This is a genomic window from Glycomyces sambucus, assembly GCF_900102815.1.
Lineage (GTDB): Bacteria > Actinomycetota > Actinomycetes > Mycobacteriales > Micromonosporaceae > Glycomyces > Glycomyces sambucus.
Map to the genome: position 1 here is coordinate 443,440 of NZ_FNGF01000003.1, position 24,904 is coordinate 468,343.

Here is a 24,904-nt window from a genome sequence, read left to right on the forward strand (position 1 = left end):
CCAGGAAGGGGCTCCACCGTGAGCACAACCGAGAGCACCGACTTCGACGACACGGCCGGGCCGCTGACCACCGAGTCCGGCGCCCCCGTCGGCTCCGACGACCAGAGCGAGGCCGCCGGCCCCGGCGGGCCGCTGCTCGTCCAGGACCAGGTCCTGCTGGAGAAGCTCGCCCACTTCAACCGCGAGCGCATCCCCGAGCGGGTCGTCCACGCCCGCGGCGCCGGCGCCTACGGGACCTTCACCGTCACCGCCGACGTCTCCGCGTACACGCGCGCCGCGTTCCTGAACGGGGTCGGCAAGGAGACCGAGACGTTCCTGCGCTTCTCCACCGTCGCCGGCTCCCTCGGCTCGGCCGACGCCGTGCGCGACCCGCGCGGCTGGGCGCTGAAGTTCTACACCGAGGAGGGCAACTACGACCTCGTCGGCAACAACACCCCGGTGTTCTTCATCCGCGACGCGATCAAGTTCCCCGACTTCATCCACACCCAGAAGCGCGACCCGTACACCGGTTCGCAGGAGGCCGACAACGTGTGGGACTTCTGGGGCCTCTCCCCCGAGTCCACGCACCAGGTCACCTGGCTGTTCGGCGACCGCGGCATCCCCGCCTCCTACCGGCACATGGACGGCTTCGGCTCGCACACCTACCAGTGGGTGAACGAGGCCGGCGAGCAGTTCTGGGTCAAGTACCACTTCAAGACCGACCAGGGCATCCGCAACCTCACCCAGGACGAGGCGAACGCGGTCGCCGGCACCGACCCCGACTCGCACCAGCGCGACCTGCGCGAGGCGATCGAGCGCGGCGACTTCCCGTCCTGGACCGTGCAGGTCCAGATCATGCCCGCCGCCGAGGCCGCGGCCTACCGGTTCAACCCGTTCGACCTCACCAAGGTCTGGCCGAACGCCGACTACCCGCGGATCACCGTCGGGAAGCTCGAACTGAACCGGAACCCGGACAACGTGTTCGCCGAGGTCGAGCAGTCCGCGTTCTCCCCCGCGCACTTCGTGCCGGGCATCGGGCCCAGCCCCGACAAGATGCTCCAGGGCCGCCTGTTCGCCTACGGCGACGCGCACCGGTACCGGGTCGGGATCAACGCCGACCAGCTGCCGGTCAACCGCCCGCACGCCACCGCGGCGCGCAACGGGAACCGCGACGGCACCGGCTACGACGGCCGCCACGGCCGCGCGAAGAACTACGGGCCGAACTCCTTCGGCGGCCCCGAAGCGACCGGACGGCCCCTGTGGGCGCCGGTCCAGGTCGCGGGCGCCACCGGCGAGTGGGAGACCCCGCACCACGCCGAGGACGACGACTTCGTGCAGGCCGGGGACCTCTACCGGCTCATGACCGCCGCCGAGCAGGACCGCCTCATTGCCAACCTCGCCGGGTTCCTCGCCAAGGTCACCCGCGACGACATCGTCGAACGCGCCGTCGCGAACTTTGCGAAGGCGGACGAGCAGTACGGGAAGCGGCTTTCGGAGGCCGTTGCCGAACTGCGACCGTGACGCCGCCGCTTCCCGTACCGGGAAGCACAGCGGGAAGCGGCTCGCGGCGGCCGTAGCCGCACTGCGACCGTGACGCCGCCGCTTCCCGCACCGCGAAGCACAGCGGCAAGCGGCTCGCGGAGGCCGTAGCCGAACTCCGGCGGTAACGCCGCGACCGAAGACGCCGAGCGGGGACGGGTCCCAGAAAGAAGCCGCCGGGACCCGCGACCGCCTCGACACCGGCTCTGCCGCGCCGGCGCGCCCCCTGTCAACAGGAGCGCCGGCGAGAGCCGCCGCCCGCCCGGGTTCGAAGGGCTTTCCCGGGCGGGCACGCGAACGGCCCCCGTGCGCTTCCAGCGCGGGGGCCGTTCCGCGTCCGCGGTCCGCTTCCGGGCTACTCCTCCAGGACGCGCCCGCACTCGCCGCACTCCGGCGGCTTCTGCCGCGGGACCTCCACGAACTCCTCGGCCACGATCCACAGCCGCCACCGCTCCACGCTCTCGCGGATCACCGTGATCGAGGTGATGTCGTCGCGGCTCGGGCGCTCCAGCCCCCACATGATGTCCAACGGCGCCTTGTGCTTCGCGAGCTTCACCTCGCGGCCCTTCAGGTAGTACCCGGCCCGCGAGTACACCAGCTGCTCCTGCTCGCCGTGCTCCTTCGGCGCCGGCTCGCGGCTGCGCCCGTTGAGGAACGCGTGGTACTCGGTGTGGAGCTGCCGCGCGATCTGCTGGAGCGGCACCGACGAGTACGCCTTGACCCACCGGTTCGGGGCCTGGTCCTTCCACTTGGTCAACCGGGCCGAGATCTCCGCGTACGAGATCTTCTCCCCCTTCGCGCGCCATTCGCGCTGGAACACCGACAACGACCAGTTGTACACGGCCCGAACCGCTTCGAGGGTCTCCTCCAGGTTCCTCCGCTGCTGGTCATCGGGCTCGAACGCGTACTCGTAGCCGCGTTTCACCAAGTGGGTCATAGGCTTCGTCATGTCCATGACCTGTTGATATCAGACGATTACGCACCGCCACGTGTTCCTCACCTCATCGGCGTGTCTCCCAGCCGCGCGGCAAGTAACTTGGCCTGGTGCCCTTCGACATCGACCCCGGCGTGTTCGCCCTGCTCATCGTCGCGGCCGTGTTCGCCGGATGGGTCGACGCGGTCGTCGGCGGCGGCGGGCTGATCCAGCTTCCCGCCCTCCTCGTGGCCTTCCCCACAGCCCCGGTGCAGCTCATGCTGGGCACCAACAAGATGGCCTCGGTCTGCGGCACCACCATCTCCGCGATCACGTACTCGCGCAAGATCAAACTCGAGCACCGGCTGCTGTGGCCCACCGTCGGCCTCGCCCTCCTCGGCTCCGGCGCGGGCGCGGTCGCCGCCCTCGCGGTCTCGGCGAGCGCGTTGAAGCCCATCATCATCGCGGTGCTCCTGGCCGTCCTGGTCCTGGTCATCGCCCGGCCCCAGCTCGGCCTCGAACCGCAGCCGAAGCTGCGCACCCCGCTGCGCGCCGCCGCGCTCATGCTCACCGCCGGCGTCGGAGTCGCCTTCTACGACGGCATCATCGGCCCCGGCACCGGGATCTTCCTCGCCGTCGCGTTCACCGCCATCACCGGCTTCGACTACGTCGCCGCCGCCGCGCACACCAAGGTCGTCAACGCCACCACCAACATCGGCGCGGTCACCGTGTTCGCGCTCCAGGGCAACGTGTCGTGGCTCCTGGGCCTGGTCCTCGGCGCCGGGTGCATGGCCGGGGCCTGGTTCGGCGCCCGCACCGCCATGGCCCGCGGCTCCCGGTTCGTGCGGATCGTCCTGGTCGTGGTCGTGCTCGCCCTCCTCGCCCGCCTGAGCTGGGACGTGTGGGCGGGCGCCCGCTAAGGGTTGATCGCCAGGAACAGGTAGGCCGCCAGCAGCACCAGGTGGACGCCGCCCTGGAGGCGCGTCGCCCGGCCCGGGACCACCGTCAGGACGCTCACGACCAGGGTCAGGCCCAGCAGCACGATCTGGGTCGAGCCGAGCCCGAGCAGCAGCGGCCCGTCCATGAAGAACGAGGCGATCGCGATCGCCGGGATCGTCAGGCCGATCGAGGCCATCGCCGACCCGTAACCGAGGTTGATGCTCGTCTGCATGCGATCGCGCGAGGCCGCGCGGATCGCCGCGATCGACTCCGGGAGCAGCACCAGCAGCGCGATCGCCACACCGACCGAGGAGGCCGGGAACCCGGCCGCATCGACGCCCGCCTTGATCGCCGGGGACTCGACCTTCGCCAGGCCGACCACGCCCACCAGGGCGACCATGAGCATCCCCAGGCTCAGCAGCGCGGTCTTCCCGCTCGGCGGGTCGGCGTGCGTCTCCTCGGTGACCACGCCCGACTCGGTGATGGGCAGGAAGAAGTCGCGGTGGCGCACCGTCTGCGTGAACACGAACAGGCCGTACAGGACGATCGACGCCAGCGCCGCGAACACGAGCTGCGACGTCGAGTACTCCGGGCCGGCCTCGCTGGTGGTGAACGAGGGCAGGACCAGGCCGAGGGTCGCGAGGGTCGCCACGGTCGCGAGGGCCGCGCCCGACCCTTCGGAGTTGAACAGGACCGTCCCGTACTTCAAGGCGCCGACCAGGAGCGCAATGCCGACGATGCCGTTGGTGGTGATCATGACCGCGGCGAACACGGTGTCGCGGGCGAGGGTCTCGGCGTCGTGGCCGCCGGAGGCCATGACGGTGACGATGAGGGCGACCTCGATGACCGTGACGGCCACGGCGAGGACGAGGGAGCCGTAGGGTTCGCCGACCCGGTGGGCGACGACCTCGGCGTGGTGGACCGCGGCGAGGACCGTGGCCATGAGGGCGACCGCGGCGATCGTGACGAGTACGGCACCCGAGTCGCGGCCCCACGTGAGGGCGAGGACGAGGATGCCGACCACCGGCGCGATGACGGTCCAGGACAGCAGCGGGGATCGTTTCGCGACGCTCATGCGCGACATCCTGTCACGGGGTGGTCGCATTGTCTCGGGCGCCACATCCGCGCATGGACCGTGACACACCCGTGCGGTCCTTTTTGCGGTGTTCGATCGCAGGTCGGGCGCACCCCACCGCGGGGCCCCGGGAGTCGCTAGAGTCGATCCATGTCAAGCGCGTACGGACCAGAGTCCCCCTCAGACACCGTGTCCCGCCTCCGGGAGCACTTCGCCACCGGCCGCACCAAGCCGGTGCCGTGGCGCCTGGAGCAGCTCAAGGGCCTCGACCGGCTGCTGCGCGAGGCCGGGGAGGAGCTCGCCGACGCGCTGCGGGCCGACCTGGGCAAGGCCGCGCCCGAGTCGTTCCTCGCCGAGATCGACTTCGTGTCCGCCGAGGTGCGGGCGCTGCGCAAGCACCTGCGGTCCTGGCTGCGGCCCAAGCGGGTCTACACGCCGCCGCACCTCCAGCCCGCGCGGGCGTACGTGCTGCGCGAACCGCTCGGGGTGGTCACCGTCATCGGCCCGTTCAACTACCCGGTGCAGCTGCTGCTGGCGCCGCTCGCGGGCGCTCTGGCGTGCGGGAACGCGGTCGTGGTGAAGCCGAGCGAGGCGTCGGCGGCCACGGCGTCGGTGCTGGGCCGGCTCATCGGGGAGTACCTGGACCCGGAGGCGGTCGCGGTCGTGCAGGGCGGGGCCGCGGAGACGGCGGCGCTGCTCGCCGAGCGGGTCGACCACATCTTCTTCACCGGGTCGGCACGGACGGGCCGGATCGTCGCGAAGGCCGCGGCCGAGCACCTGACGCCGGTGACGCTCGAACTTGGCGGCAAGAGCCCGGCGATCGTGGAGCCGGGCGCCGACCTCGCGGCGGCGGCGCGGCGGATCGCGTGGGGCAAGTTCATGAACGCGGGCCAGACCTGCATCGCCCCCGACTACGTGCTCGCCGTCGGCGGGGTCGGCCCGGAGCTGGAGCGCCACCTCGCGGAGGCGGTCCGGGAGATGTACGGGCACGCGCCGGCCGACAGCCCGGACTTCGGTCGGATCATCGACGAGCGGGCGTTCGACCGGCTCGCGCGGTTCCTCGGCGAGGGGCGCCTGGTGTGCGGGGGCGGGCACAACCGGTCCGACCGGTACATCGCGCCGACGGTCCTGGCGGACGTGTCGCCCGACGACGCGGTCATGCAGGAGGAGGTGTTCGGTCCGGTCCTGCCGGTGCTGGCGGTCGACACGGTCGACGACGCGGTGGCGTTCGTCAACGCCCGCGAGAAGCCCCTGGCGCTGTACGCGTTCACGAACTCGGACGCGACCCGGCGCAAGCTGCTGACCCGCACCTCCTCGGGCGCGGTCGGGTTCAACGTGCCGATGGCGCACATCGACGTGGCCGGGCTCCCGTTCGGCGGGGTCGGGATGTCGGGGCTCGGCGCGTACCACGGGAAGGCGTCGATCGAGACGTTCAGCCACGCGAAGTCGGTGCTGGACAAGCCGCTCGCACCGGACACGCTGCGGGTGGTGTACCCGCCGTTCACCGGGCTCAAGGAGCAGGTGATGCGGCGCCTGCGTTAGCGGGCGCTAGTCCTGCGCGAGATGGGCGTTGACGCGGCCCAGCAGTGAGAACAGCTGGGCGCGTTCGGCACTGCTGAGCGGTGCCATGATCCGCTCGTTGACGCCGTCGAGGACCGCCTCGATCTCGGCGAGGCGGGCGCGGCCGGCGTCGGTGACGGTGATGACGTTGCGGCGCTTGTCGTCCGGGTCGGGGGCGCGCACGATCCAGCCGCCCTCGGCGAGGTCGTTGAGGACGGCCACGAGGTCCGAGCGGTAGATGCGGGTGCGGTCGGCGATGGCGGCCTGGCTGGCGGGCCCGAACTCGTCGAGGACGGCGAGGACCACGAAGTCGGCCTTGCGAGCGCCGATCGGCGCGAGCGCGTCGGCGGCCGTGCGGCTCATCTGGGCGCTCGTCATGCCCGTGAGTCGCGAGATCTGGCGCTTGAGGCGCTCGGGGGTCTGCCCGCCGTAGTCGAACCGCAGTTCACCGTTGGTGTCCATGCGGGGATCCTACCCCGGTTGCGTTAGTGGGACTAACGATGTAGATTCATTAGCGACACGATCATTAGATTGACTAACGACTTGAAGGGGACCACCGTGACCACCACCGAACAGCTCCTCCGCGACCTCGCCGACCGCGCCGAACTCGCCGACCTCGTCGCCCGCCACAGCGTCTGGATCGACGAGGGCCGCTGGGACGAGACCGACCGGATCTTCACCGCCGACGTCACCACCGTCTCGCCGCGCGGCACGGCGCACGGCACCGACGAGCTCCTCGCCCTCGTCAAGAAGGGCCACGACGTCTTCGCGCAGACCGTGCACAACAAGGCCAACGTCGTCATCGACCTCGACGGCGACACCGCGACGGTGCGGGCCACCGACCTCGCGCTCTTCGTCGTCGACGACACCGCCGTGTCCCTCGCCGCCGGCATCGCCCACTACGAGGCCCGCCGCACCGGCGCCGGGTGGCGCATCAGCGGCCTCCGCATCGCCCCCGCCGCCCTGACCGCGAACATCGACCGCGCCGCCATCTGAAAGGCATCCCTGTGAAGACCGTCGAACTCCTCGGCACGCACCTCGCCTACACCGAAGCGGGCGAAGGCGACACCGTCGTGCTCCTGCACGGCAACCCCACCTCCTCCCACATCTGGCGGAACGTCGTGCCGCGCCTGGCCGGCCGGGCCCGCGTCATCGCCCCCGACCTCGTCGGCATGGGCGAATCCGGCAAGCCCGACATCGAGTACTCCTTCGCCGACCACGCCGCCCACCTGGAGGCGTTCCTCGACGCGGTGGGCGCCGAGCGGCCCGTCCTCGTCGGCTACGACTGGGGCGGCTCGCTCGCCCTCGACTGGGCCGCACGGCATCCCGACCGCATCCGGGGCGTCGCCGTCATGGAGACGTTCCTGCGCAAGATGACCTGGGCCGAGTACCCCGCCGGGGCCGTCGGGTTCTTCCGCGCCCTGCGCACCCCCGGCGAGGGCGAGCGGATGGCCCTGGAGGAGAACTGGTTCATCGAGAACGCGGTGCGCGCCACCAACGGCGGCATCTCGGACGAGGACCTGGCCGTCTACCGCAAGCCCTACCCCGACCCGGAGTCCCGCCGGCCGCTCCTGGCCTGGCCCAGGCAGATCCCGCTCGCCGAGACCGCGGACGGGCCGTACGAGCCGGCCGCGACCGCCGCGCGCTTCGACGCCTACGGCGACTGGCTCGCGACCGCCGCCGTCCCGAAGACCCTGCTCACGGCCGGACCCCACGGACTCGGGTCGCCCGCGATGGTCGCGTGGGCGCGCGATCACGTGGCGGCCCTGGAGGTCCGGAGCATCGGCGAGGAGGTCGGCCACCACGCCCCCGAGGACGCCCCCGGGCCGATCGCCGACGCGGTCCTGGACCTGCTCGGACGGCTCTCCTGAAGCGCCTGAAGACGAAGGGCGCAAAACAGGCCCTGACCGGTGAAGAACGCCGGTCAGGGCCCATACCCCTCGAAGACAAGTCTGCGATCAGGTTAGCATCCCCTTGCGCGCGCTACCGCAGGGGACTCCCCGGTCGATGTTCAACGCTCCCAACGGAACACGTTCCATTCGCGACCGAAGTCGGTCTAAAGGGGACTTCTAGTCGGCGACCGGCGGTTCGAACCCCCGAGACCGGGTCTGTACAGGATAGGAGCCCATCGGTAATATTGTGCCGATTGGGAGTGACAATCCATTCCTTTTAGGACGTTGTGTCGTTAGGACGCCCCATGCGACGAATGGTGCTCAACGCCGCTCTCGGCCGGACCGCGCGCGCCCGCCGGGACCCCGCCGAGGCGCTCACCGCCTGGCGGGAGCGCCTCCGCGCGGTCCTCGCCACCGCCGACGGCGAACCGGACGCGGCCGACTGGGCGTTCGCGGAGGACCTCGGGTTCCTCCTCCAGTGCTTCGCCGCGGTCCCCGAACTCACCCCGCTGGGATGGACGATCCAGCTCCGCAGCGCCCAGCAGCGGTTCGAGAACCGCCTGCGCGTCAAGTGGATCCACGCCCGCAACCCGCTCGTCGGCGCGGCGCCGGTCGAGTCGCCCGTCTTCGTCGTGGGCCTCCCGCGCGCCGCGGGCACCCTCGCCCACCGGGTCCTCGCCGCCTCCCCCGGCCACCGCGGCCCGCTCCTGTGGGAGCTCCAGCGCACCGGCCTCGACGACGGCGGACGCAGCAGCGGCGCCGTCGAACGCCAGGCCACCGCCCTGCGGCGCCTCGCCCCCGACTACGACGCCGTGCGCCCGCTGCGGGCCGACCGGCCCGAGGAGTCGACCGAGGTCCTGTGGCGCACCCCCGCCCCGCTCGCCTGCGCGCCGCTGCCCGACGACTACCGCCACGACCTCGACCAGGCCGACGTCACCGGCGACTACCAGTACCTCAAGCAGGTGCTCCAGGTCCTCCAGTACGGCGAGCCCCCGCGGCGGTGGATCCTGCGGTCCCCGTGGGACGTCGCGCACCTCGACGTGATCCGGCACGTGTTCCCCGACGCGGTCTTCGTGTGGATGCACCGCGACCCGGTCTTCGCGGTGCCCTCGTTCTGCTCCCTCGTCGAGCGGCTGACGGCCCTGCACTGCAAGGAGGTCGACCCTGCGGCAATCGGTCGCCGCTGGCTGCCGCTGCTCGCCGACGCGGTCGAGCGCGGCCGCAAGCTCCGGCGCGGCCTCCCCGAAGGGGCGGTGGCCGACGTCAACCACCACCGCTTCACCGGGTACCCGCACGAGTTCGCGCCGCTGCTGTTCGAGCGCATCGGCGCCGAGTGGACCCTCTCGGACCGCAACGGGCTCAACGGGATCCTCGACGACCCGGCCCGCTCCCGGCCCCACGACTACACACTCGAACGCTACGGCCTCGACAAGGCGGAGGTGTGCGCGGCGTTCGGCGACTACCGCCAGGAGGTGGCGGACCTGCGGGGCTAGGCGGACGATGTCGAGGGGCCCCTCTATAGGTTCACGTCCCGGACACGGTCCCCGTAGACTTCCCCGACACGCCCGGAGGTCCGTTCATGCCGCACCAGTCGCGGGAATCCCCCGCCGAGGAGATTGCGACGTTCACCTCGGCGACCGCGCTCGACGCCCTCGCGGCGGCGCTCGCGGCGACAGGAGTCGCCGAGACCGGCGCGCTCCGCCTGCTCCAGCCGCCGACCGACAACGCCGTGGTCCACGTGCCCGCGCTCGGGCTCATCGCCCGGATCGCCGCCACCACGGCGCACCGCGACCGGCTCGGCCGCGAACTCGAGACCGGCGCATGGCTGCACCGCAACGGCATCGACGCCGCCCGCCCCGCGAGCGATCCGCCGACGCCGCAGCTCACCGTCGTGAACAGCCGGGTCCTCTCCTGGTGGGAGCACCTGGACGCGACCGCGTCCACTGACTACGCGGGCCTCGGGCGGCTCCTCGCGCGCCTGCACGCGCTCCCGGCCCCGGCGTTCCTCCCGCGGCTCGACCCGTGGTCGCGCATCCCGCACCTCATGGCACTCGCGGGCCAGGGCCTGCCCGAAGCCGACTTCGCACGGCTGCAACGGGAGTACGCCCGCCTCGGCGGGGCGCTGGCCGCGTCCTCCTGGGCGGACGGCCCCGCCGGGCCCGTCCACGGCGACGCCCACCTCGGCAACACGCTCGACCTCGGCGGCCGGGCGCACCTCATCGACTTCGAGGACATGGCCGCGGGCCCGGTCCTCTGGGACGTCGCGACGATCTTCAACACGCACCAGCTCGGGTGGCTCGGCGACGCCGACTGGACCGCGTTCACCACCGGCTACGGCACCGACCCCACCGGCCACCCCGACATCGAACTGCTCGGCGAGGTCCTCGCCCTGCGCCGCACCGTCTGGCTCGCCGCCCGGACCGGCCGCGAACCCCGCTTCCTCGACACCGTCAGGAGCCGCATCGACACGTTCGACCTGCCACTCGCCCAACGGCACTGGTGAAGTCCTGCGGGGGCGCCGTCAGCGCCCCCGCAGGACCGCTCGGGCTACTCTCCGGTCACGCCGTCGGCGAACTCGCGCATGATGTCGAGGTGCCCGTTGTGGCGGGCGGTCTCCTCGATCAGGTGCAGCAGGACCCACCGCAGCGAGCACGGCTCGCCGCCGGGCGGCGGGGCCAGCTCGACCGCGTCGAGCGCCGTCGCGTCGGCGATCTCGACCGAGCGGGCGCACTGCGCGTCGTACTCGTCGAGCAGCCGCGCGAGCGGCACCCCGTCGACCTTCATCTCGGCGTCGGGGTCCTCGTCGGTCCACGGCCCCCGGTCGGGCAGGCCGGCCAGGTTCACCTCGAACCAGGAGTGCTCGACCCACCGCAGATGCGAGACGAGTCCCGCGACGGTCATGAGCGGGGAGGGCAGGAACCGCCGGTGGGCGTCGGCCTCGGCGAGTCCTTCGGTCTTCTTGCGGACGGTCTGGCGCTGCCAGCGGAGCCGTTCGTAGAGCGCGGTGCGCTCATCGGGCGGCTGGGGCAGGGCTCGGTCGCGTTTCATCGCTGTGCTCCATGGTCACGGGTGCCGCCCCGCCCGCGGAGGCGCCGCTTCAGCGCACTCGGCGGGAGGGGGACACCGGTTCGTTCTGATTCGACACTGGTCGCACCTCCTTCCCTCGCTCGTTCGGATGTGCCGAGCCTACGCACTCGGGCGCGGTCCTGTCGCCTCGATTCGGGCCCGATCGCCCCGCGGAACCGGGTGATCGCCGCAGCCGCGGGCGCGCGTTCGCGGCTGGGAGGTGGTGCTCGCGGTAGGCGGCGAGGAGCCGCGCGACGCCTCACGCGCTAGACGTCGCCGTCGCGCTCCTCCATGCGGGCGGCGATGCGTTCGAGGGCGGCGAGGTCGGCGGCGGCGAGCCGGTCGATGAAGTGGCGGCGCACGGACGCGAGGTGCGCGGGCGCGGCGTCCTCCAGCACGGCCATGCCCTCGTCGGTGAGCACGAGGAGGCAGCTCCTGCCGTCGTCGGCGTCGGGGTCGCGCCGCAGCAGGCCGCGGGCCTCCATGCGGCTCGCGTGGCGGGACAGGCGGCTGCGCGACCAGCCCATCTTCCGGGCCTGCTCCCGCAGGGTGCTGGTCCGTTGCGGCCGTTCGGAGAGGGTGCTCAGCACCTCGTAGTCGGCCTCGGAGAGCCCGATCGCGGCCAGGTCCCGCGCGGTGCCGGTCTGGACGACGGTCACGACCCGCCTGAACGCCCGCCAGGCCCGCTCCTCGTCGGCGTCCAGCCAGCGCACGGCCTTGTCCGAAGAACGCTTCCCCGAAGAACTCGTTGACATGTAATCAATCTAGCAGGTATCTTCGTTTCCATGTCAACGAAAAAACTCCGCGTCCTCGTCATCACCTGCAGCAGCAGGCCCGGCGCACTCGGGCCCGCGGTGGGCCGCTGGCTGACCGGCGCGGTGGCCGCGAGCGCCGGCGAGCTCGGCGTCGACCTCGTCCCCGTCTCCCTCGGCGAGCTCGACCTGCCGTTCCTGGACGAGGAGGAGCACCCGTCCTCGGGCGTGTACCGCCACGAGCACACCCGCAGGTGGAGCGCGATGGTCGACGCGGCGGACGGGTTCATCGCGGTCACGCCCGAGTACAACTACGGGATGCCGGCGACGCTGAAGAACGCGCTCGACTACCTCAGCGCCGAGTGGGCCTGGAAGCCGATGGGCTTCGTCAGCTACGGCAACACCTCCGCGGGCACCCGTGCGGTGCAGCACGCCAAGCAGGTCGTGACCACGCTGCGCCTGGTGCCGCTCGGCGCGACGGTGGCGATCCGCATCGGCGACGCGGTCGAGGACGGAGAGCTGCGGCCAGACGCGTCCCGCGACGCGGCGGCGGCCCGCCTGTTCGGCGAGTTGACCCGGACCGCGAACGCCTTGCGGCCCATGCGGGAACGCGCCCGTCCCGAGTCGCTGCCTGGTCCGGTGCCCGGCTCCTATGCGCGGACGCTGACGCCCGACGACGCCGCGGAGGTCACCGTGCTCCAGCGGTGCTGCTGGGTGGAGGAAGCACTCGTCAACGGCACCTTGGACATCCCGCCGCTCCACGAGTCGGTCGACGAGGTGCGCGCCTGGCTCGCCGAGTGGCGCACCACCGGGCTGTGGCTCGACGGCAGGCTCCTCGGCATGGTCCGGGGCCGCCGCGCCGACGACGACTGGGACATCGGCCGCCTCGCCGTCGCCCCCGACCAGCGCGGCAACGGCCTCGGCACCTGGCTCCTGCGCACCGCCGAGGCCGACGCCGACCCGGACTGCAAGCGCCACATCCTCTTCACCGGCGCCAAGAGCCAGAAGAACATCGACTTCTATGCGCGCCAGGGCTACCTGCCCGCCCCGACCCCCGCCCCCGAAGGCGCCGTCGGCCTCGCGAAGGCCCGGACGCCCCTCCTCGCCTGAGGACAGGGCGAATCCCCGTCCCCCGAGCCATGGCAAGGGAGACGGGGAGGGATTCCGGTCAGCCCTCCTCGCCGCACAAGGCGGTCCGGAGGAGCGCGTCGAGGGCGTCGTCGAAGGTGTCGGGGTCGGTGTAGCCGTGCTTGTCGCCGATGTTCCACGCCACGGTCACGTGGCGCTCGCCGTCGAGGGAGTGGAACGAGACGACCTCGTGGCCGAGGCCGTCGCCGTCGTGGCCGATGAAGACCTCGTCGGGGTCGTCGGCGCAGCCGAACCGCTTCCCGAACAGGCCGAGGCCGTACTCGAAGCTCTTGCCGGTCTCAACGAAGTCCGTGGCCTCGGCGAGCTCGTCGGCGGTGAGGAGCGTGCCGTCGGTGAGCGCCGTGTAGAAGTCGTTCAGGTCCGCGACGTTCGAGACGACGCCGCCGCCGGCCCACAGCTGCGAGGCCGACAGCTTCGTGGTGTCGAAGTACGGGTCGTCCTCCTCGCCCGTGGTGATGTACGGGGTCAGTTGCGGCCCTTTGAGACCGGTGCCCCGCCCGCTCGGCAGGTAGGTGCGGTCGAGCCCGGCGGGCTCGATGATGCGCTCGCGCATCTCCGTCCCGAGCGCGTGCCCGGTGACCTCCTCGACGAGCATCCCCAGCACCATGTACCCGGCGTTGGAGTACGCGTAGCCGGTGCCCGGCTCGAACCGCAGGGGCGCCTGGGTGGCGAGGGCGACGAGCTCGGCGGGCTCGTAGTGGCGCCGGTAGCCCTCCCGGACGTCGCTGATGTCGCCGGTCGCCAGAGACGGGTAGAGGAACGGCAGGAAGTCGGGCAGGCCGCTGGTGTGGGTGAGGAGCTGCCGGATGGTCGGGTCCTCCTCGTAGGGCAGGAGGCCGGGGAGGTGGTCGCCGACCGGGTCGTCCAGGTCGAGGGCGCCCTCGCCCTGGAGCTGCACGAGGATCGCGGCCGTGAACGACTTGGTGGCGCTGCCGATGCGCACCCGGTCGCCCGGCCGGGCCGCCTCTGCGCCCGGCTCCAGGCTGCGGAGGCCGCTCGCCTCGGACCAGACGTCGTCGCCGTCGCGGACCTCGGCGAGCACGCTGTGCCCGCCGAGCGCGGCGAAGTCCGCGAACCGGGTCTCCAGGGCGTCGCTCGCGGTCTCGGCGGGGGCCGCGCTCGCGGCGGCGGGGACGGCGACCAGTCCGGCCGCCAGGGCCGCGGTGATGCGGAGGAAGGTGTTTCTCATGCATCCGAGCGTATGGATCCGGACCTGCGCGCGCACTACCGCGAGCTGTACACCTTCCATACCGCCCAGGGGAACCCGCACCTCCGGCAGACCCCCGCAACGGGGCCGGCGCCGCTGCGTGAGCGGACCGTGAAGGGAGCCGGGCACTATGCCCGATAGTAGGATCGGCCGCACCCGTCCCGACACCGAGAGGAGACCGGCGTGCGCCGACTGGGCGAACTCGAGGCCGCGGTCATGGACGTGCTCTGGTCCGCGCCCGGCCCGCTGACCGTGCGCGGCGTGCTCGGGCTGCTCGCGCGCGAGCCCGAACTGGCCTACACGACGGTGATGACGGTGCTGGACAACCTGCACCGCAAGGACGTCGTGACGCGCGAGCGGGTCGGGCGGGCCTGGGCGTACCGCCCGGCGCTCGCGCGCGAGGAGTTCGACGCCGAGGCGATGGCGTCGGTCCTGGAGTCCGCGGCCGACCGCGGGGCGACCCTGATGCGCTTCATCGGGAAGATCCCGCCCGAGGAGCTGGCGCAGCTCCGGGCGCTCATGGACGAGGACCGGCGATGACCGCCGCCGCACTGCTCCTGGCCTACGCGGCCGCGCTCGCGGTCCTCGGGCCGCGGCTGCTGGACCGGGCCGCCTGGACCGCCGGCGCGCCGCGGCTGGCGATCGGGACCTGGTTCGCGACGGCGGGCTCGTTCCTCCTCGCGGTGGTCCTGGCCGGCGTCGTGATCGTGGTGCCGCTGGAGGTGCACCACGGCGCGGGCGGCGAATTCGTCTGGCATTGCCTGCGGGAGTTGCGGGAGCACTACGGGACCGTCGGCGGGACCGCGCTCGCCGCGGCCGCGGTGGTCCTCATGTGCGCGGCGCCCGCCCGCCTCGCGGCCTCGCTCGCGGTCGTGCTGCGGGAGGCGCGGCGCGAACGCGGGCGGCTGCGCCGCGGCCTGGCCGGGCTGCCGGTGGAACCGGAGTCCGGCGCCGTCGTGGTGGCGGGCGAGCGCCCCGCGGCCTACTGCCTGCCGGACCGGGGCGGGCTGATCGTGCTCACCTCCGGCGCCGTCTCGATGCTCGACCGGGAGCAGCTCCGCGCGGTCGTCGCCCACGAGCGGGCGCACCTGCGGGGGCACCACCACCGCCTCGCGGCCGTGGCCGAGGCGGCCGGACGCGGGTTCGGGCGCCTGCCGCTGTTCGCGCGCCTGCCCGAGCGGATCGGGCACCTGGTGGAACTCGCGGCCGACGACGCGGCGGCCCGCGCGGTCGGGAGCCGCGTCCTGGCGAAGAGCCTGCTGGAGGTCGCTGCCGCGCAGGCGCCCGGCGGCGCGCTCGCGGCCAGCGGCGGCGACACCGTCGCCCGTATTGAACGGCTCCTGCGGCGCCCCGCCGCTCCGGGCCCGGCGGGGATCGGCACGATCCTGGGCGGGAACCTCGCCGCGCTCGCCGTACCGCTGCTGATCGTGGCGGCCCCGGTCGTCACGGCCGTCGGCGTCGCCTGCTGCCGGATCTGAGCCCGCCACCGGTCGCGAGCGGATCGGTGCGGCGAGATCGCTTCCGCGGGCCTAGATGCGCCAGATGCACAACCGCGCGGAGCTGGGGCAGAAGCGGGTGATGACGTCGGCGGACCATCCCCCCGCACTCGGCGGGACGGACGGGAAGACGCCGCAGAGGTATGCGGTGGCCAGCGCGGCGAGCAGCACCGCCACCAGGACGGCGCAGCGGCGCGCGCCCGAGGCGAGGGTCGGTGGGTCCGCTGATGTCATGCAGCCGAGGCTAGTGCGGCCCGGAGGGCCCGGCGGGCCGCCGCGCCGGTCCGCGCACCGGAATACCGCGCGCGATGTGCTCGCTAGTGGAGGATCGTGCCGGCGCCGTAGTAGACGTTGCCGTGGTCGACCTCGACGATCTTGACGACGGTGGACGAGTTGGGGGCGTGGATGATCAGGCCGTTGCCGATGTACATGCCCATGTGCGACAGGTTGTTGTAGAAGACCAGGTCGCCCGGTTGGAGCTCGTCGCGGCTGATGCGCGCCGACTGGTCGTACTGGGCGGCGGCGTTGTGCGGCAGGTCGATCCCGATCTCGGCGTAGGCGCCCATGACGAGCCCGGAGCAGTCCCAGGTGTCGGGCCCGGCGGAGCCGTAGACGTACTGCTCGCCGCGCTGGGCGAGGGCGGCGGAGACGACGGCGTACTCGTCGTCGGTCATGCGGGGCAGGTCGAACTCGTCGAACTCGGCCACCTCTTCGCCTGCGGCGGTGGCCCACTCCTCTTCGAGGTCGGACATGCGGGCGGTGAGCTCGTCGGCGGCGGCCTCCAGTTCGGCCTCCTGGGCTTCGAGGTCGGTCTGGAGGTCGTTGAGGAGGTCGAGCTGGGTCGTGTACTCGGTGGAGGCGTCCTTCAGTTCGTCGATGAGCGCGAAGTTGTAGAGGTTCGCGGAGTTGAGGCGGTCGAGGCGCTCCACGAACGCGTCGGGGGACCCGGAGTCGAGCAGGACCGCCGCGTCGCCGATGCCCTGGTCGACGTAGGTCGCCGAGAAGTAGTCGGCGAGCTGCTCGCGCAGGGCGCCGAGGTCGGTCTCGGCGGCGTCGAGGGAGGTCTGGGTCTGGGCGATGAGCTCGCGGTTGTCGTCGGCCTCCTGCGCGAGCCGGTTGTACTCCTCGACGGCCGCGCCGAGGTCGTCGTCCAGGGCGTCGATCTCGTCGTTGATCTCGGAGGGGTCCTGCTGGGCCCAGGCCGGAACGGACCCGGCCGAGGCGGCCAGCAGCCCGCCCACCACGGCGACAGAAGTCCACTTGCGACGGAGGTATGACGGCTTCACGAGGAGGAGGCCCTTCGGCATAGGGGAGGCCCGGCCGCGGTCTTCCGATCCGCGCCGCCGCCATCTACTAACACGGATAGTAGTACAGCGGTGCGGCCCGCCGACGGGGTGCGGGCACTCGGGCCGTTGCGCCTCGCGCACTTCCACGATCGCGGCAATGCGGACATCCCGATCGGTGCGTTCGGGACGATCGGCTGCGGCTCCCGACCTCCGTCCGGCCTCGCTTACCCTTTGCACATGCGTGCTCGTACACCCCTCACGTTCACAGCCGTCCTCCTCGTCGCGGCCACTGCCGGATGCGGCGTGTCGGAGATCGACACGGCGCAGCCGGGCTATGTGCAGGCGGGCGAGGCGTTCTGGGGCGAGTGGCGGGTGCCGGAGGGAGCGGTGCTGCTCGGCACGCCGTTCCCCGAGGAGTTCGCGCCGCAGCAGGAGGGCCTGCCCGAGGACCCCGAGTCGGTGACGGCCGAGTTCCTGCTCGTGGACGACCCGTACTTGGCCGTCCGCGACCTGGTCGCGCAGATCGAGGCCGAAGGGCTGCGAGTGGTCGCCGAGCCGGACTCGCGCGCCTGCGGCGTCGACCACGGCTTCTCCTGCCGGCTGTACGGCGTCGGCGACGACGGCCTGACGAAGGTCGCCGCCCGCTTCATCGGGGCCGCGCAACCCGAGAGCGGCGATCCGTTCCCGCTCCTCGAACTCGAGATCGGCGCCTGGACCTCGCTGTACCCCTCCCGCGACGACTGGGTCGACTTCGAGGCGCCGCAAGGGGAGTCGGGCTTCGACCTGCCGCAGACCGCCGCCGACGAACTTGGGCCCGGCACCGAGGTCCCGCTCTTCGGCTCGACCACCGTGCTCGGCCAAGTCCCCGAGGGGGCGCGACTCCTCGCACCGCTCTACAACCCCTCGGCGACCTACGGCGTCCACGCGGTCTTCCACATCGAGGAGGACACCGCACTCGCCGAGATCGAGGCCATCGCCGACCGGGTCTCCAGCGGTGAGCGCTACCCCGATGCCGACCTCACCTCCGGCGACCTGACCTCGCACCGCATCGCCTACAACGGCGACGCGGGCGGATGCCAGGTCGAACTCGACACGGTCGAAACCGGAGACGCCGCGATCGCCCTCCTCCACGTCGCCTGCGACTGACCCCATCGCGCTCGACTGATCCCACCGGGACAGATCGTGATGCTCACTGTCGGCCCTATAGTGGCCGCATGGAGACCCTGGCGGCGGCGCGCGGTGGTGATGCGGCTGCGTTCGATGCGCTCGTCGCCCCGCACCGGCGCGAGCTCATGGCCTACTGCTACCGGGTCCTCGGGTCGCCCGAGGACGCCGAGGACGCGCTCCAGGAGACCCTGCTCGCCGCCTGGAAGGGGCTCGAGGGGTTCCAGCAGCGCAGTTCGCTGCGCACCTGGCTGTACCGGATCGCCTGCCACTGCTGCCTGCGCCTGGCCGAGAAGCGCCCCAAGCGGATCGTCTCCTGGGACCACGGCCCCGCCCGCGCCCCGGGGGACGATCTCGGCGAGCCCGTTCCCGGCGCCGCGTGGGTCGAGCCCTGGCCCGACCCCGCCGACGGTGCCGACCCCGCCGCGTCCTACGAGCGCCGCGAAGGCGTCGAACTCGCCTATGTGGCGGCGCTTCAGCACCTGCCAGCCCGGCAGCGCTCCGCGCTGATCCTCCGCGAGGTGCTGGCCTTCTCGGCGGCCGAGGTCGCCGACCTGCTCGACACCACGACGGCGTCGGTCAACAGCGCCCTGCAACGGGCCCGCAGCACCCTCGACGGCAGGCCGTTCACCGATGCGGGCCGTGCCCGGCCGCTCGACGAGGACGATCGCGAACTCGTCGGCCGCTTCGCCGCCGCCTTCGAGCGGGCCGATGTTCCCGCGCTCGTGCGGCTCCTGTCGGACGACGTCCGCTTCACCATGCCGCCGCTGCCGGCCTGGTTCGAAGGACGGGACGACGTCGCCGGCTTCCTCACCCAGCGCGTGTTCGCGACCGCCTGGTGCGTCCGCCCCCTCTCGTGCAACGGGCAGCCCGCCATCGCCTGCTACCAGGAGAACGAGGGGCGGTTCCCGCTCAGCGCGCTCCTCGTCCCCGGAGTGCGCCGCGGCCGCATCCGGTGGCTCGCCTCCTTCATCGACGCCGACTTCCTGGCCCGGCTCGGCCTGCCCAACGAGGTCTGAACGGAACCGCGCCGCCGCGCGCTCCGAGAAAGTCCGGCACCGCCGATGAATTCCGGGGCGAGGCCGTCTCTGTACTGATACCGACCGCGAACACAGTATGGAAGGACGCCTCATGCGCACCGTCATCGTCTGCAACATCGTCTCCCTCGACGGCCGCTACGAGGGCCCCGGCGGGGACTTCACGGCCCTCGACATGGACGGGGCCTTCGACGCCTACAACCTGGACCTCATCAGGAGAGCCGGCACCGTGGTCCTCGGCCGCAGGTCGTTCGAGCTGTTCGGATCCTTCTGGCCCGCCGTCGCCGACGCCCCCGAGGACGCCTCCGACCCCGTGCTCACCGACGTCAACCGCGAGTTCAGCCGCCGCTGCAACCGCATCCCCAAAGTCGTCGTCAGCGACTCGTACACACCGCCCCTCGACCACCCGTGGACGGACACCACCACCGTCGTCCCGCGTGCCGAGGTGGGAGCCTGGATCGCCGAGGAGCGCGGGAACGGCTCCGGCGACATCGTCGTCTTCGCCAGCCGCACACTGTGGACCGGCCTGCTCGAAGAGGACCTGATCGACGAGATCCACCTGGCGGTCGATCCCGTGGTGCTCGCCGCCGGTACGCCGCTCTTCCAGGAGCCCGCGGCCCTGGAGACCTTGGACGCGCTCCGGCTCGACGGTTCGAACAACGTCCTGCTCCGCTTGCGCCCGAAGCGGTAACCGCCACCCGCCCGGCCACGGCGGGCCGGTCACGAGGCCGGCATCCGGATCTCACCGGCCAGAAGCGTCAACGCGGATCGGGATCGGTGGTCGCGAACGCACTGTCGCCCTCGAGGTAGCGCTTCGGGGTGGTGCCGACGGTTCGGCGAAGCAGAAACCCCGCCTTCCAGTGCCTGCACTGGGAGACGGGGATCAGTCTGGTGGCCAGTTCCAGGGTCGAACCGGCGACCTTCCGCTTCTCGGGCGGACGCCCACGCTAGTCGCTCAAAAACTCGCCGAGCTGCGAATTCAATCGGAGCCCGAGATTGCCTCGCCATCAACAGCCAAAACTCGACGACCAACCGTGGATCGCGAGCCGACCTGCGGGGATGCCGATGGGACGCGATCGCTCAGATGACCAGCAGCGTGCCGGCCAGTCCGAGCACGAGGAGCAGCACGATCGGGGCCGCGGCGCTGCCCCGGTGGTGTCGGCTGCGGGAGTCACCGGCGCGGGCGTGGACGACCACGGCGCTCAGCAGCAGCGCCGCCAGGCCGATCCCCGCCGCTAGCCCGAGCGGCACGAACCAGATGCCGACCACGAGGCCGCTCGCACCCGCGAGCTCCAGGACGCCGATGAGGCGGGTCGCGCGGTCGGCGACGCCGAGTCTGCGCATCGGCTCGGTCACGTTGCGGCGCAAGGCGATCTTCTGGGCGCCTGCCATGAGGAGTACGAGAGCCGCGAGAGCGGCCAGGATGGCGGCGAACAAGGGCATGGATCCTCCAGCAAATTTGAACGAATGTTCGTTCACTATGAGGCGACGATGTGGGTTTGTCAAGAAGGAACGTTCGATCTAGGTTGGTGCCATGACTCGCGTATCCCAGGAGCATCTCGACGCGCGCCGCCGCCAGATCCTCGACGCCGCACGGCGCTGCTTCGTCCGCAACGGCTTCCACGCCACGTCCATGCAGGACGTCCTCGTCGAGGCCGGCCTGTCGGCCGGGGCCGTCTACCGCTACTTCAAAGGCAAGGACGCGATCATCTCGGCGATCGTCAGCGAGACGCTCACCGACGTCGCAACATCCTTCGCGGCCGAGGAGGACGCGCCGCCCCCGGACCTGGACGACATCGTCGAGATCGTCTTGCGCGTCGACGCCCCGGTCCTGTCCAAATCAGAGGAATCGGCGCGGCTGCTCGTCCAGGTGTGGTCCGAGGCGCTCCGCTCGCCGGAACTCGGCGCTCAGCTGAAGGACATCATGGACGAAGCCCGTCAGGTGGTCGCCGGACTCGTGCGCAGGCACCAGGAGCGGGGCGCGCTGCCCCGGGACGTCCCGGCCGAGCACATGGCCGCGGTCCTGGTCGCCCTGGTCGACGGCTTCATGGTCCAGTGGGCGGTCGACGGCCGCGCCGATCCCGCCGCGTTCCGCAGCGGGCTGCGGGCACTGATGTCGGCGGGCTCGCGACCCGAAAACTGAAAGAACGAACATTCTCTCTTGAAAGTTGGCGGCGATCGTGGTCCGATAAAGAGAACGAACGTTCGCTTTACTTGGAGTCGCCATGACCGCCAACGCATCCGTCCTCATCGTCGGCGCCGGGCCCACCGGCCTGGTCCTCGCCGTCGACCTCGCCCGACGCGGCCTGATCCCCCGCGTCATCGACGCCGCCCCGCCCGAGGGCAAGGAGAGCCGCGCCGTCGCGGTCGTCGCCCGCTCGCTTGAGATGCTCGAAGACCTCGGCGTCGCCGATGCCGCGGTCGACCGCGGCATCCCGCTGCGCGCGCTCAACTTCTACGAGGGTGGCAGGACCCTCGCCGAGATGAACCTGACCTCAGTCGAATCGCCGTACCCCATGGACCTGTGCATCCCGCAGTGGCAGACCGTCGCCCTGCTGCGGGAGCGCGCCGAACGGCTCGGCGCCACGATCGAATGGAACACGCGCCTGATCTCGATCGAGGCGCACGACGGGGGCGTCACCGCCGAGATCCAGGGCCCCGACGGCGCGCTCGAACAGTCCGAGACCGATTGGCTGATCGGCTGCGACGGCGCGCACAGTACCGTGCGGCGGGCCGCCGGCATCGGTTGGGAGACCTCCGACCTGCGCCGCGGTTTCATCCTCGGCGACGTCGCCGCGGACTGGGACCTCGTCCGCGACCGCTTCCACGCCCATTTCGGCAAGAGCGGCGTCCTCGCGGTCTTCCCCATGCCCGGAGGCCACTGGCGAGTCCTGGCCAGCACCGGCGACGACCGCCCGCCCAAGGAACCGGGACTGGCCGACTTCGCCCACTACGTCGGCCTCCAGACCCGGCTCGACGCGAACGTCCGCGATCTGGTGTGGAGCTCCTCGTTCACGGCCCGCGAGGGCCTGGCCGAGCGGTATCGCTCGGGCAGGGTCCTGCTAGCCGGAGACGCGGCGCACAGCCACAGCCCCGTGGCCGGACAGGGCATGAACACCGGCATGCAGGACGCCTACAACCTGGGCTGGAAACTCGCGCTGATCGCCGCCGGCCGCGCCGAGGACGCCCTCCTCGACACCTACACCGCCGAACGGCGGCCGGTCGCCGAAGCGGTCATCGCCACCACCTCCGCCACCACGCGCATCGCCTCCGGTCAGGCGAGGGCGCTGCGCCGCGCCCGCAACGACGCCCTACGACTGCTCGGACGGTTCGGCGCCGTCCAACGCCGCATGGCCATCGCCCTGGGCGAGTACACGATCCACTACCGCCACAGCGGCCTGGTCGCGGAGTCTTGGAGCGGATCGAGGCCCCGGGCATGGAGCGACGGCGCCGATACCGGGCCGCAGGCGGGCGACCTCCTCCGCGACGCCTACCTGGAGGACCGGTCCGGCCCGGTGGCCCTGCGCCACCTGGTGGGCGGCACCGAGCACCACCTGATCGTGTTCGCCGCCGACACCAGCGACCCCGAGCTCCTGACCGCTTGGAGGGACGAGGCACGGGACGCGATGGGCGATTTCGGCCCGGTCCACCTCCTCACCCGCGTCCACCTCCCCCGGGCGATCGAGGACGACGCACTGGTCGACCGCCGCAACGAGGCGCACAACCGCTACGGCGCACGCCGCCCGAGCATGTACCTGATCCGGCCCGACCAGTACATCGGCTACCGAACCGACACCGTCGACTTCACTCCGATCCGCGACTACTTCCGCACCCTGACCGGCGCAGGTGGCGGCTCTCGCCGCTGAGGCCGAACGGTCGGATCGCCCAATCCGCGACTCAGTACCTCCACAAACAGATATTTAGGACATGAGGGATCATCGTGTAGATGGTCCCTCATTTCTTCGTCCAGGCGAGTCATGCTGTGCGGCATTGGACAAGCTCCTGCCAGTTTCGTCGGATCCGGTCCGGCACGGTTACGGGGCTGCAGGAATGCCGTGGCGGCGGAGGTATGCCAGGACGGCGAGGACCCGGCGGTGGCCGCTGTCCTCGACCGACAGTTCGAGTTTGAGGAAGACGTTGCCGATGTGCTTGTGGACGGCGTTGTCGGTGATGAAGAGTCGTTTGGCGATGGTGGCGTTGTCGTGGCCTTCGGCCATCAGCGCGAGTACTTCGCGTTCGCGCAGGGTGAGGGCATCGACGGGATCACTGTGCGCGAGGAGTTGGGCGATGACCTCGGGGTCCATGGCGGTGCCGCCGTCGGCGACGCGGCGCAGTGCCTCGGCGAACTCTGCGACACGGCTCACGCGGTCCTTGAGGAGGTATCCGATGCCTCCGCGGGTGTCCGCGAGGAGCCGGCGGGCGTAGGACTGCTCCACGTACTGCGACAGGACCAGGATCGGCAGGCCGGGGTGATCGCGGCGGGCCTGGAGTGCCGCCCGGATTCCCTCGTCGCGGAATCCAGGCGGCAGCCGCACATCCACTATGGTCACATCGGGTCGATGGGCCTCCACTGCGGCGATGAAGGCGGGGGCGTCGGTTGCGACGGCGGCGATCTCGAACCCCCTGGACTCAAGCAGCAGTTCGAGCCCGGACGACAGCAGTACGTTGTCCTCGGCGATCACTACGCGCACGGCAACTCCAATGCGATGACGGTCGGCCCGCCCACCGGGCTGTCGACGGTGACGGCGCCGTCCAGGGCGGCGGCACGGCGGCGCATGCCGTCCAGGCCGGTGCCGCGGTCGGGGCGGGCGCCGCCGATCCCGTTGTCTGCGATGCGGAGCCGCAGGAGTGCGCCGTCGCGGGCGACGCTGATCGATGCCTCGGTCGCGCCACTGTGCCGGGCGGTGTTCGCAAGCGCCTCCGTGGCGGCGAAGTAGGCGACCGCCTCGACCGCGGCGGGCACCTCCCCAAGCGGGCCCACGTCGAGGCGGACGGGGACCCCGGCCCGCGCGGCCAGGGTGGCGAGCGCCCCTGCGAGGCCCTGGTCGGCCAGCACCGGCGGGTAGATCGTGTGGATGACCGAGCGCAGCTCGGTCATCGCCTCCTCGGTCTCGGCCTGCGCCTGTCGCACCAAGACGGCGGCCGCCCCGGGGTCCGCGGCGTAGGTCTCGTCGGCGACCGCGAGTCGCATCGCGATGGCCACGAGCCGGGCCTGGGTGCCGTCGTGCAGGTCCCGCTCGATGCGGCGCAGTTCCGCACTGTGCGCTTGGAGGACGTCGACGCGGGTGCGGGTGAGTTCGGTGACGCGTTCGACCAGTCGCTCCTCGGGCGAGGGGGCCAGGATCGCGAGGCAGCACCGGGCGTGCGCGCTGGCGAGCGGCGGGATGACGAGCGCGGACAGTCCTGACAGGACGGCCGCGTTCACCGCGCTGAGCGATATCGCGGTGCTCCAGTCGGTGATGGGGTCGCTGACCACCGGTAGCCACGGCGTCCAAGGGAAGGCCCACCACAGGACGGCGGTGACGAGGGTGAGCAGCAGGCAGCCGGCAAGGAGAACGGTGACGGCGCCCGACGACAGACCGAGGCCGATCTGTGCTGCGAGCCAGACGATATCGCGGCGGGCGGCGCGCGGACGAGGCTCGACCGGTCGGCCCAGCAGCGCTCCGGCACGGCGACGGTGCTGCTCCGCCCAGGGCTGCGCGAGGGACGGCACGCACAGCAAGGGCGCCGCGACGAGCGTGGCCGTCGCGGCGACCAGGGCCTCCGCCAAGTAGACCCCGCTGCGACTCGACTTGAGCGACCGCTCGCGGACCGCGCGGAGTATGCCGAGCACTGATCCATTCCCCTCTG

Annotated in this window: 26 protein-coding genes; 15 read left to right on the plus strand and 11 right to left on the minus strand. The window is 71.7% G+C overall.

All coding sequences use genetic code 11. The features are described 5' to 3' along the window. Positions 1-18: 18 nt before the first annotated feature. Positions 19-1,500 carry a catalase gene (locus tag BLS99_RS11690; RefSeq protein ID WP_091049111.1) on the plus strand — a complete coding sequence of 494 codons (1,482 nt, stop codon included), beginning with the start codon at positions 19-21 and terminating at the stop codon, positions 1,498-1,500. A 373-nt stretch (positions 1,501-1,873) separates the two neighbouring features. Here the strand turns inward: BLS99_RS11690 and BLS99_RS11695 are convergent, their stop codons facing one another. After that, positions 1,874-2,473 (minus strand): helix-turn-helix domain-containing protein, encoded by a 600-nt coding sequence (locus tag BLS99_RS11695; RefSeq protein WP_091049114.1) that lies wholly within the window; start codon positions 2,471-2,473, stop codon positions 1,874-1,876. Positions 2,474-2,574: 101 nt separating this feature from the next. Here BLS99_RS11695 and BLS99_RS11700 point away from each other — a divergent pair, with 101 nt between their 5' ends. Next, a complete protein-coding gene (locus tag BLS99_RS11700; RefSeq protein ID WP_091049658.1) occupies positions 2,575-3,351 on the plus strand; it encodes a TSUP family transporter in 777 nt (258 codons plus the stop codon). On the opposite strand, the gene BLS99_RS11705 is transcribed toward BLS99_RS11700, so the two are convergent. Continuing rightward, on the minus strand, positions 3,348-4,445 hold the full coding sequence (locus tag BLS99_RS11705) for a calcium:cation antiporter (RefSeq protein WP_091049118.1): 1,098 nt from the start codon (positions 4,443-4,445) through the stop codon (positions 3,348-3,350). The genes BLS99_RS11700 and BLS99_RS11705 overlap by 4 nt on opposite strands. 150 nt (positions 4,446-4,595) lie before the next feature. Here BLS99_RS11705 and BLS99_RS11710 point away from each other — a divergent pair, with 150 nt between their 5' ends. Then, positions 4,596-5,987: an aldehyde dehydrogenase family protein gene (locus BLS99_RS11710; RefSeq protein WP_091049121.1), complete on the plus strand. Its 1,392-nt coding sequence runs from the start codon at positions 4,596-4,598 to the stop codon at positions 5,985-5,987. A gap of 6 nt (positions 5,988-5,993) precedes the next feature. On the opposite strand, the gene BLS99_RS11715 is transcribed toward BLS99_RS11710, so the two are convergent. Then, positions 5,994-6,467 carry a MarR family winged helix-turn-helix transcriptional regulator gene (locus BLS99_RS11715; RefSeq protein ID WP_091049125.1) on the minus strand — a complete coding sequence of 158 codons (474 nt, stop codon included), beginning with the start codon at positions 6,465-6,467 and terminating at the stop codon, positions 5,994-5,996. Between the two features lie 96 nt (positions 6,468-6,563). Between BLS99_RS11715 and BLS99_RS11720 the strand changes: the two genes are divergently transcribed. The 4 genes from BLS99_RS11720 (at position 6,564) to BLS99_RS11735 (ending at position 10,400) form a co-directional block, all read left to right on the plus strand. Beyond that, positions 6,564-7,001 carry a nuclear transport factor 2 family protein gene (locus BLS99_RS11720; protein ID WP_091049661.1) on the plus strand — a complete coding sequence of 146 codons (438 nt, stop codon included), beginning with the start codon at positions 6,564-6,566 and terminating at the stop codon, positions 6,999-7,001. Between the two features lie 11 nt (positions 7,002-7,012). Beyond that, the gene (locus tag BLS99_RS11725) at positions 7,013-7,876 is read left to right on the plus strand and encodes a haloalkane dehalogenase (RefSeq protein WP_218126429.1); all 864 of its coding nucleotides are present in this window, start codon (positions 7,013-7,015) and stop codon (positions 7,874-7,876) included. 326 nt (positions 7,877-8,202) lie between these two features. After that, a complete protein-coding gene (locus BLS99_RS11730; RefSeq protein WP_091049130.1) occupies positions 8,203-9,390 on the plus strand; it encodes a sulfotransferase family protein in 1,188 nt (395 codons plus the stop codon). Positions 9,391-9,476: 86 nt separating this feature from the next. Further along, on the plus strand, positions 9,477-10,400 hold the full coding sequence (locus BLS99_RS11735; RefSeq protein ID WP_091049132.1) for a phosphotransferase enzyme family protein: 924 nt from the start codon (positions 9,477-9,479) through the stop codon (positions 10,398-10,400). A 44-nt stretch (positions 10,401-10,444) separates the two neighbouring features. On the opposite strand, the gene BLS99_RS11740 is transcribed toward BLS99_RS11735, so the two are convergent. Together BLS99_RS11740 and BLS99_RS11745 are read right to left on the minus strand one after the other, a co-directional pair. Further along, positions 10,445-10,945 carry a DinB family protein gene (locus tag BLS99_RS11740; RefSeq protein WP_091049135.1) on the minus strand — a complete coding sequence of 167 codons (501 nt, stop codon included), beginning with the start codon at positions 10,943-10,945 and terminating at the stop codon, positions 10,445-10,447. 284 nt (positions 10,946-11,229) lie between these two features. Then, entirely contained in the window at positions 11,230-11,718 is a 489-nt protein-coding gene (locus BLS99_RS11745; protein WP_091049139.1) for a MarR family winged helix-turn-helix transcriptional regulator, read from the minus strand. A 30-nt stretch (positions 11,719-11,748) separates the two neighbouring features. On the opposite strand from BLS99_RS11745, the gene BLS99_RS11750 reads away from it, so the two are divergent. After that, positions 11,749-12,825, plus strand: a complete 1,077-nt coding sequence (locus BLS99_RS11750) for a bifunctional NAD(P)H-dependent oxidoreductase/GNAT family N-acetyltransferase (RefSeq protein WP_091049142.1) — start codon at positions 11,749-11,751, stop codon at positions 12,823-12,825. 58 nt (positions 12,826-12,883) lie between these two features. On the opposite strand, the gene BLS99_RS11755 is transcribed toward BLS99_RS11750, so the two are convergent. After that, positions 12,884-14,053, minus strand: coding sequence for a serine hydrolase domain-containing protein (locus tag BLS99_RS11755; RefSeq protein ID WP_176953322.1), 1,170 nt, complete (start codon positions 14,051-14,053; stop codon positions 12,884-12,886). Between the two features lie 201 nt (positions 14,054-14,254). Here BLS99_RS11755 and BLS99_RS11760 point away from each other — a divergent pair, with 201 nt between their 5' ends. Next, positions 14,255-14,611 (plus strand): BlaI/MecI/CopY family transcriptional regulator, encoded by a 357-nt coding sequence (locus BLS99_RS11760; RefSeq protein WP_091049148.1) that lies wholly within the window; start codon positions 14,255-14,257, stop codon positions 14,609-14,611. Then, positions 14,608-15,549, plus strand: coding sequence for a M56 family metallopeptidase (locus tag BLS99_RS11765; protein WP_091049151.1), 942 nt, complete (start codon positions 14,608-14,610; stop codon positions 15,547-15,549). The genes BLS99_RS11760 and BLS99_RS11765 overlap by 4 nt, the downstream gene beginning before the upstream one ends. 51 nt (positions 15,550-15,600) lie before the next feature. Here the strand turns inward: BLS99_RS11765 and BLS99_RS25645 are convergent, their stop codons facing one another. After that, complete coding sequence (locus tag BLS99_RS25645; protein WP_143034771.1) at positions 15,601-15,801, minus strand: hypothetical protein; 201 nt, start codon at positions 15,799-15,801, stop codon at positions 15,601-15,603. Positions 15,802-15,884: 83 nt separating this feature from the next. Then, positions 15,885-16,853, minus strand: coding sequence for a C40 family peptidase (locus BLS99_RS11770; RefSeq protein ID WP_143034772.1), 969 nt, complete (start codon positions 16,851-16,853; stop codon positions 15,885-15,887). A 237-nt stretch (positions 16,854-17,090) separates the two neighbouring features. Here BLS99_RS11770 and BLS99_RS11775 point away from each other — a divergent pair, with 237 nt between their 5' ends. From BLS99_RS11775 to BLS99_RS11785, 3 genes are all read left to right on the plus strand, one after another. After that, on the plus strand, positions 17,091-17,999 hold the full coding sequence (locus tag BLS99_RS11775; protein ID WP_143034773.1) for a hypothetical protein: 909 nt from the start codon (positions 17,091-17,093) through the stop codon (positions 17,997-17,999). A gap of 68 nt (positions 18,000-18,067) precedes the next feature. Next, entirely contained in the window at positions 18,068-19,036 is a 969-nt protein-coding gene (locus BLS99_RS11780; protein ID WP_091049162.1) for an RNA polymerase subunit sigma-70, read from the plus strand. 112 nt (positions 19,037-19,148) lie between these two features. Beyond that, positions 19,149-19,745: a dihydrofolate reductase family protein gene (locus BLS99_RS11785; RefSeq protein WP_176953323.1), complete on the plus strand. Its 597-nt coding sequence runs from the start codon at positions 19,149-19,151 to the stop codon at positions 19,743-19,745. 389 nt (positions 19,746-20,134) lie between these two features. Here BLS99_RS11785 and BLS99_RS11790 read toward each other — a convergent pair whose 3' ends face one another. After that, entirely contained in the window at positions 20,135-20,497 is a 363-nt protein-coding gene (locus BLS99_RS11790; RefSeq protein WP_091049167.1) for a DoxX family protein, read from the minus strand. 91 nt (positions 20,498-20,588) lie between these two features. Between BLS99_RS11790 and BLS99_RS11795 the strand changes: the two genes are divergently transcribed. Both BLS99_RS11795 and BLS99_RS11800 read left to right on the plus strand, forming a co-directional pair. Beyond that, positions 20,589-21,197 carry a TetR/AcrR family transcriptional regulator gene (locus BLS99_RS11795; RefSeq protein ID WP_091049168.1) on the plus strand — a complete coding sequence of 203 codons (609 nt, stop codon included), beginning with the start codon at positions 20,589-20,591 and terminating at the stop codon, positions 21,195-21,197. An 82-nt stretch (positions 21,198-21,279) separates the two neighbouring features. Beyond that, positions 21,280-22,920, plus strand: a complete 1,641-nt coding sequence (locus BLS99_RS11800) for an FAD-dependent monooxygenase (protein ID WP_091049172.1) — start codon at positions 21,280-21,282, stop codon at positions 22,918-22,920. Positions 22,921-23,088: 168 nt separating this feature from the next. On the opposite strand, the gene BLS99_RS11805 is transcribed toward BLS99_RS11800, so the two are convergent. Both BLS99_RS11805 and BLS99_RS11810 read right to left on the minus strand, forming a co-directional pair. Next, positions 23,089-23,745, minus strand: coding sequence for a response regulator (locus BLS99_RS11805; RefSeq protein WP_091049177.1), 657 nt, complete (start codon positions 23,743-23,745; stop codon positions 23,089-23,091). Next, a complete protein-coding gene (locus tag BLS99_RS11810) occupies positions 23,736-24,887 on the minus strand; it encodes a sensor histidine kinase (protein ID WP_218126430.1) in 1,152 nt (383 codons plus the stop codon). The genes BLS99_RS11805 and BLS99_RS11810 overlap by 10 nt, the downstream gene beginning before the upstream one ends. Positions 24,888-24,904 lie beyond the last annotated feature (17 nt).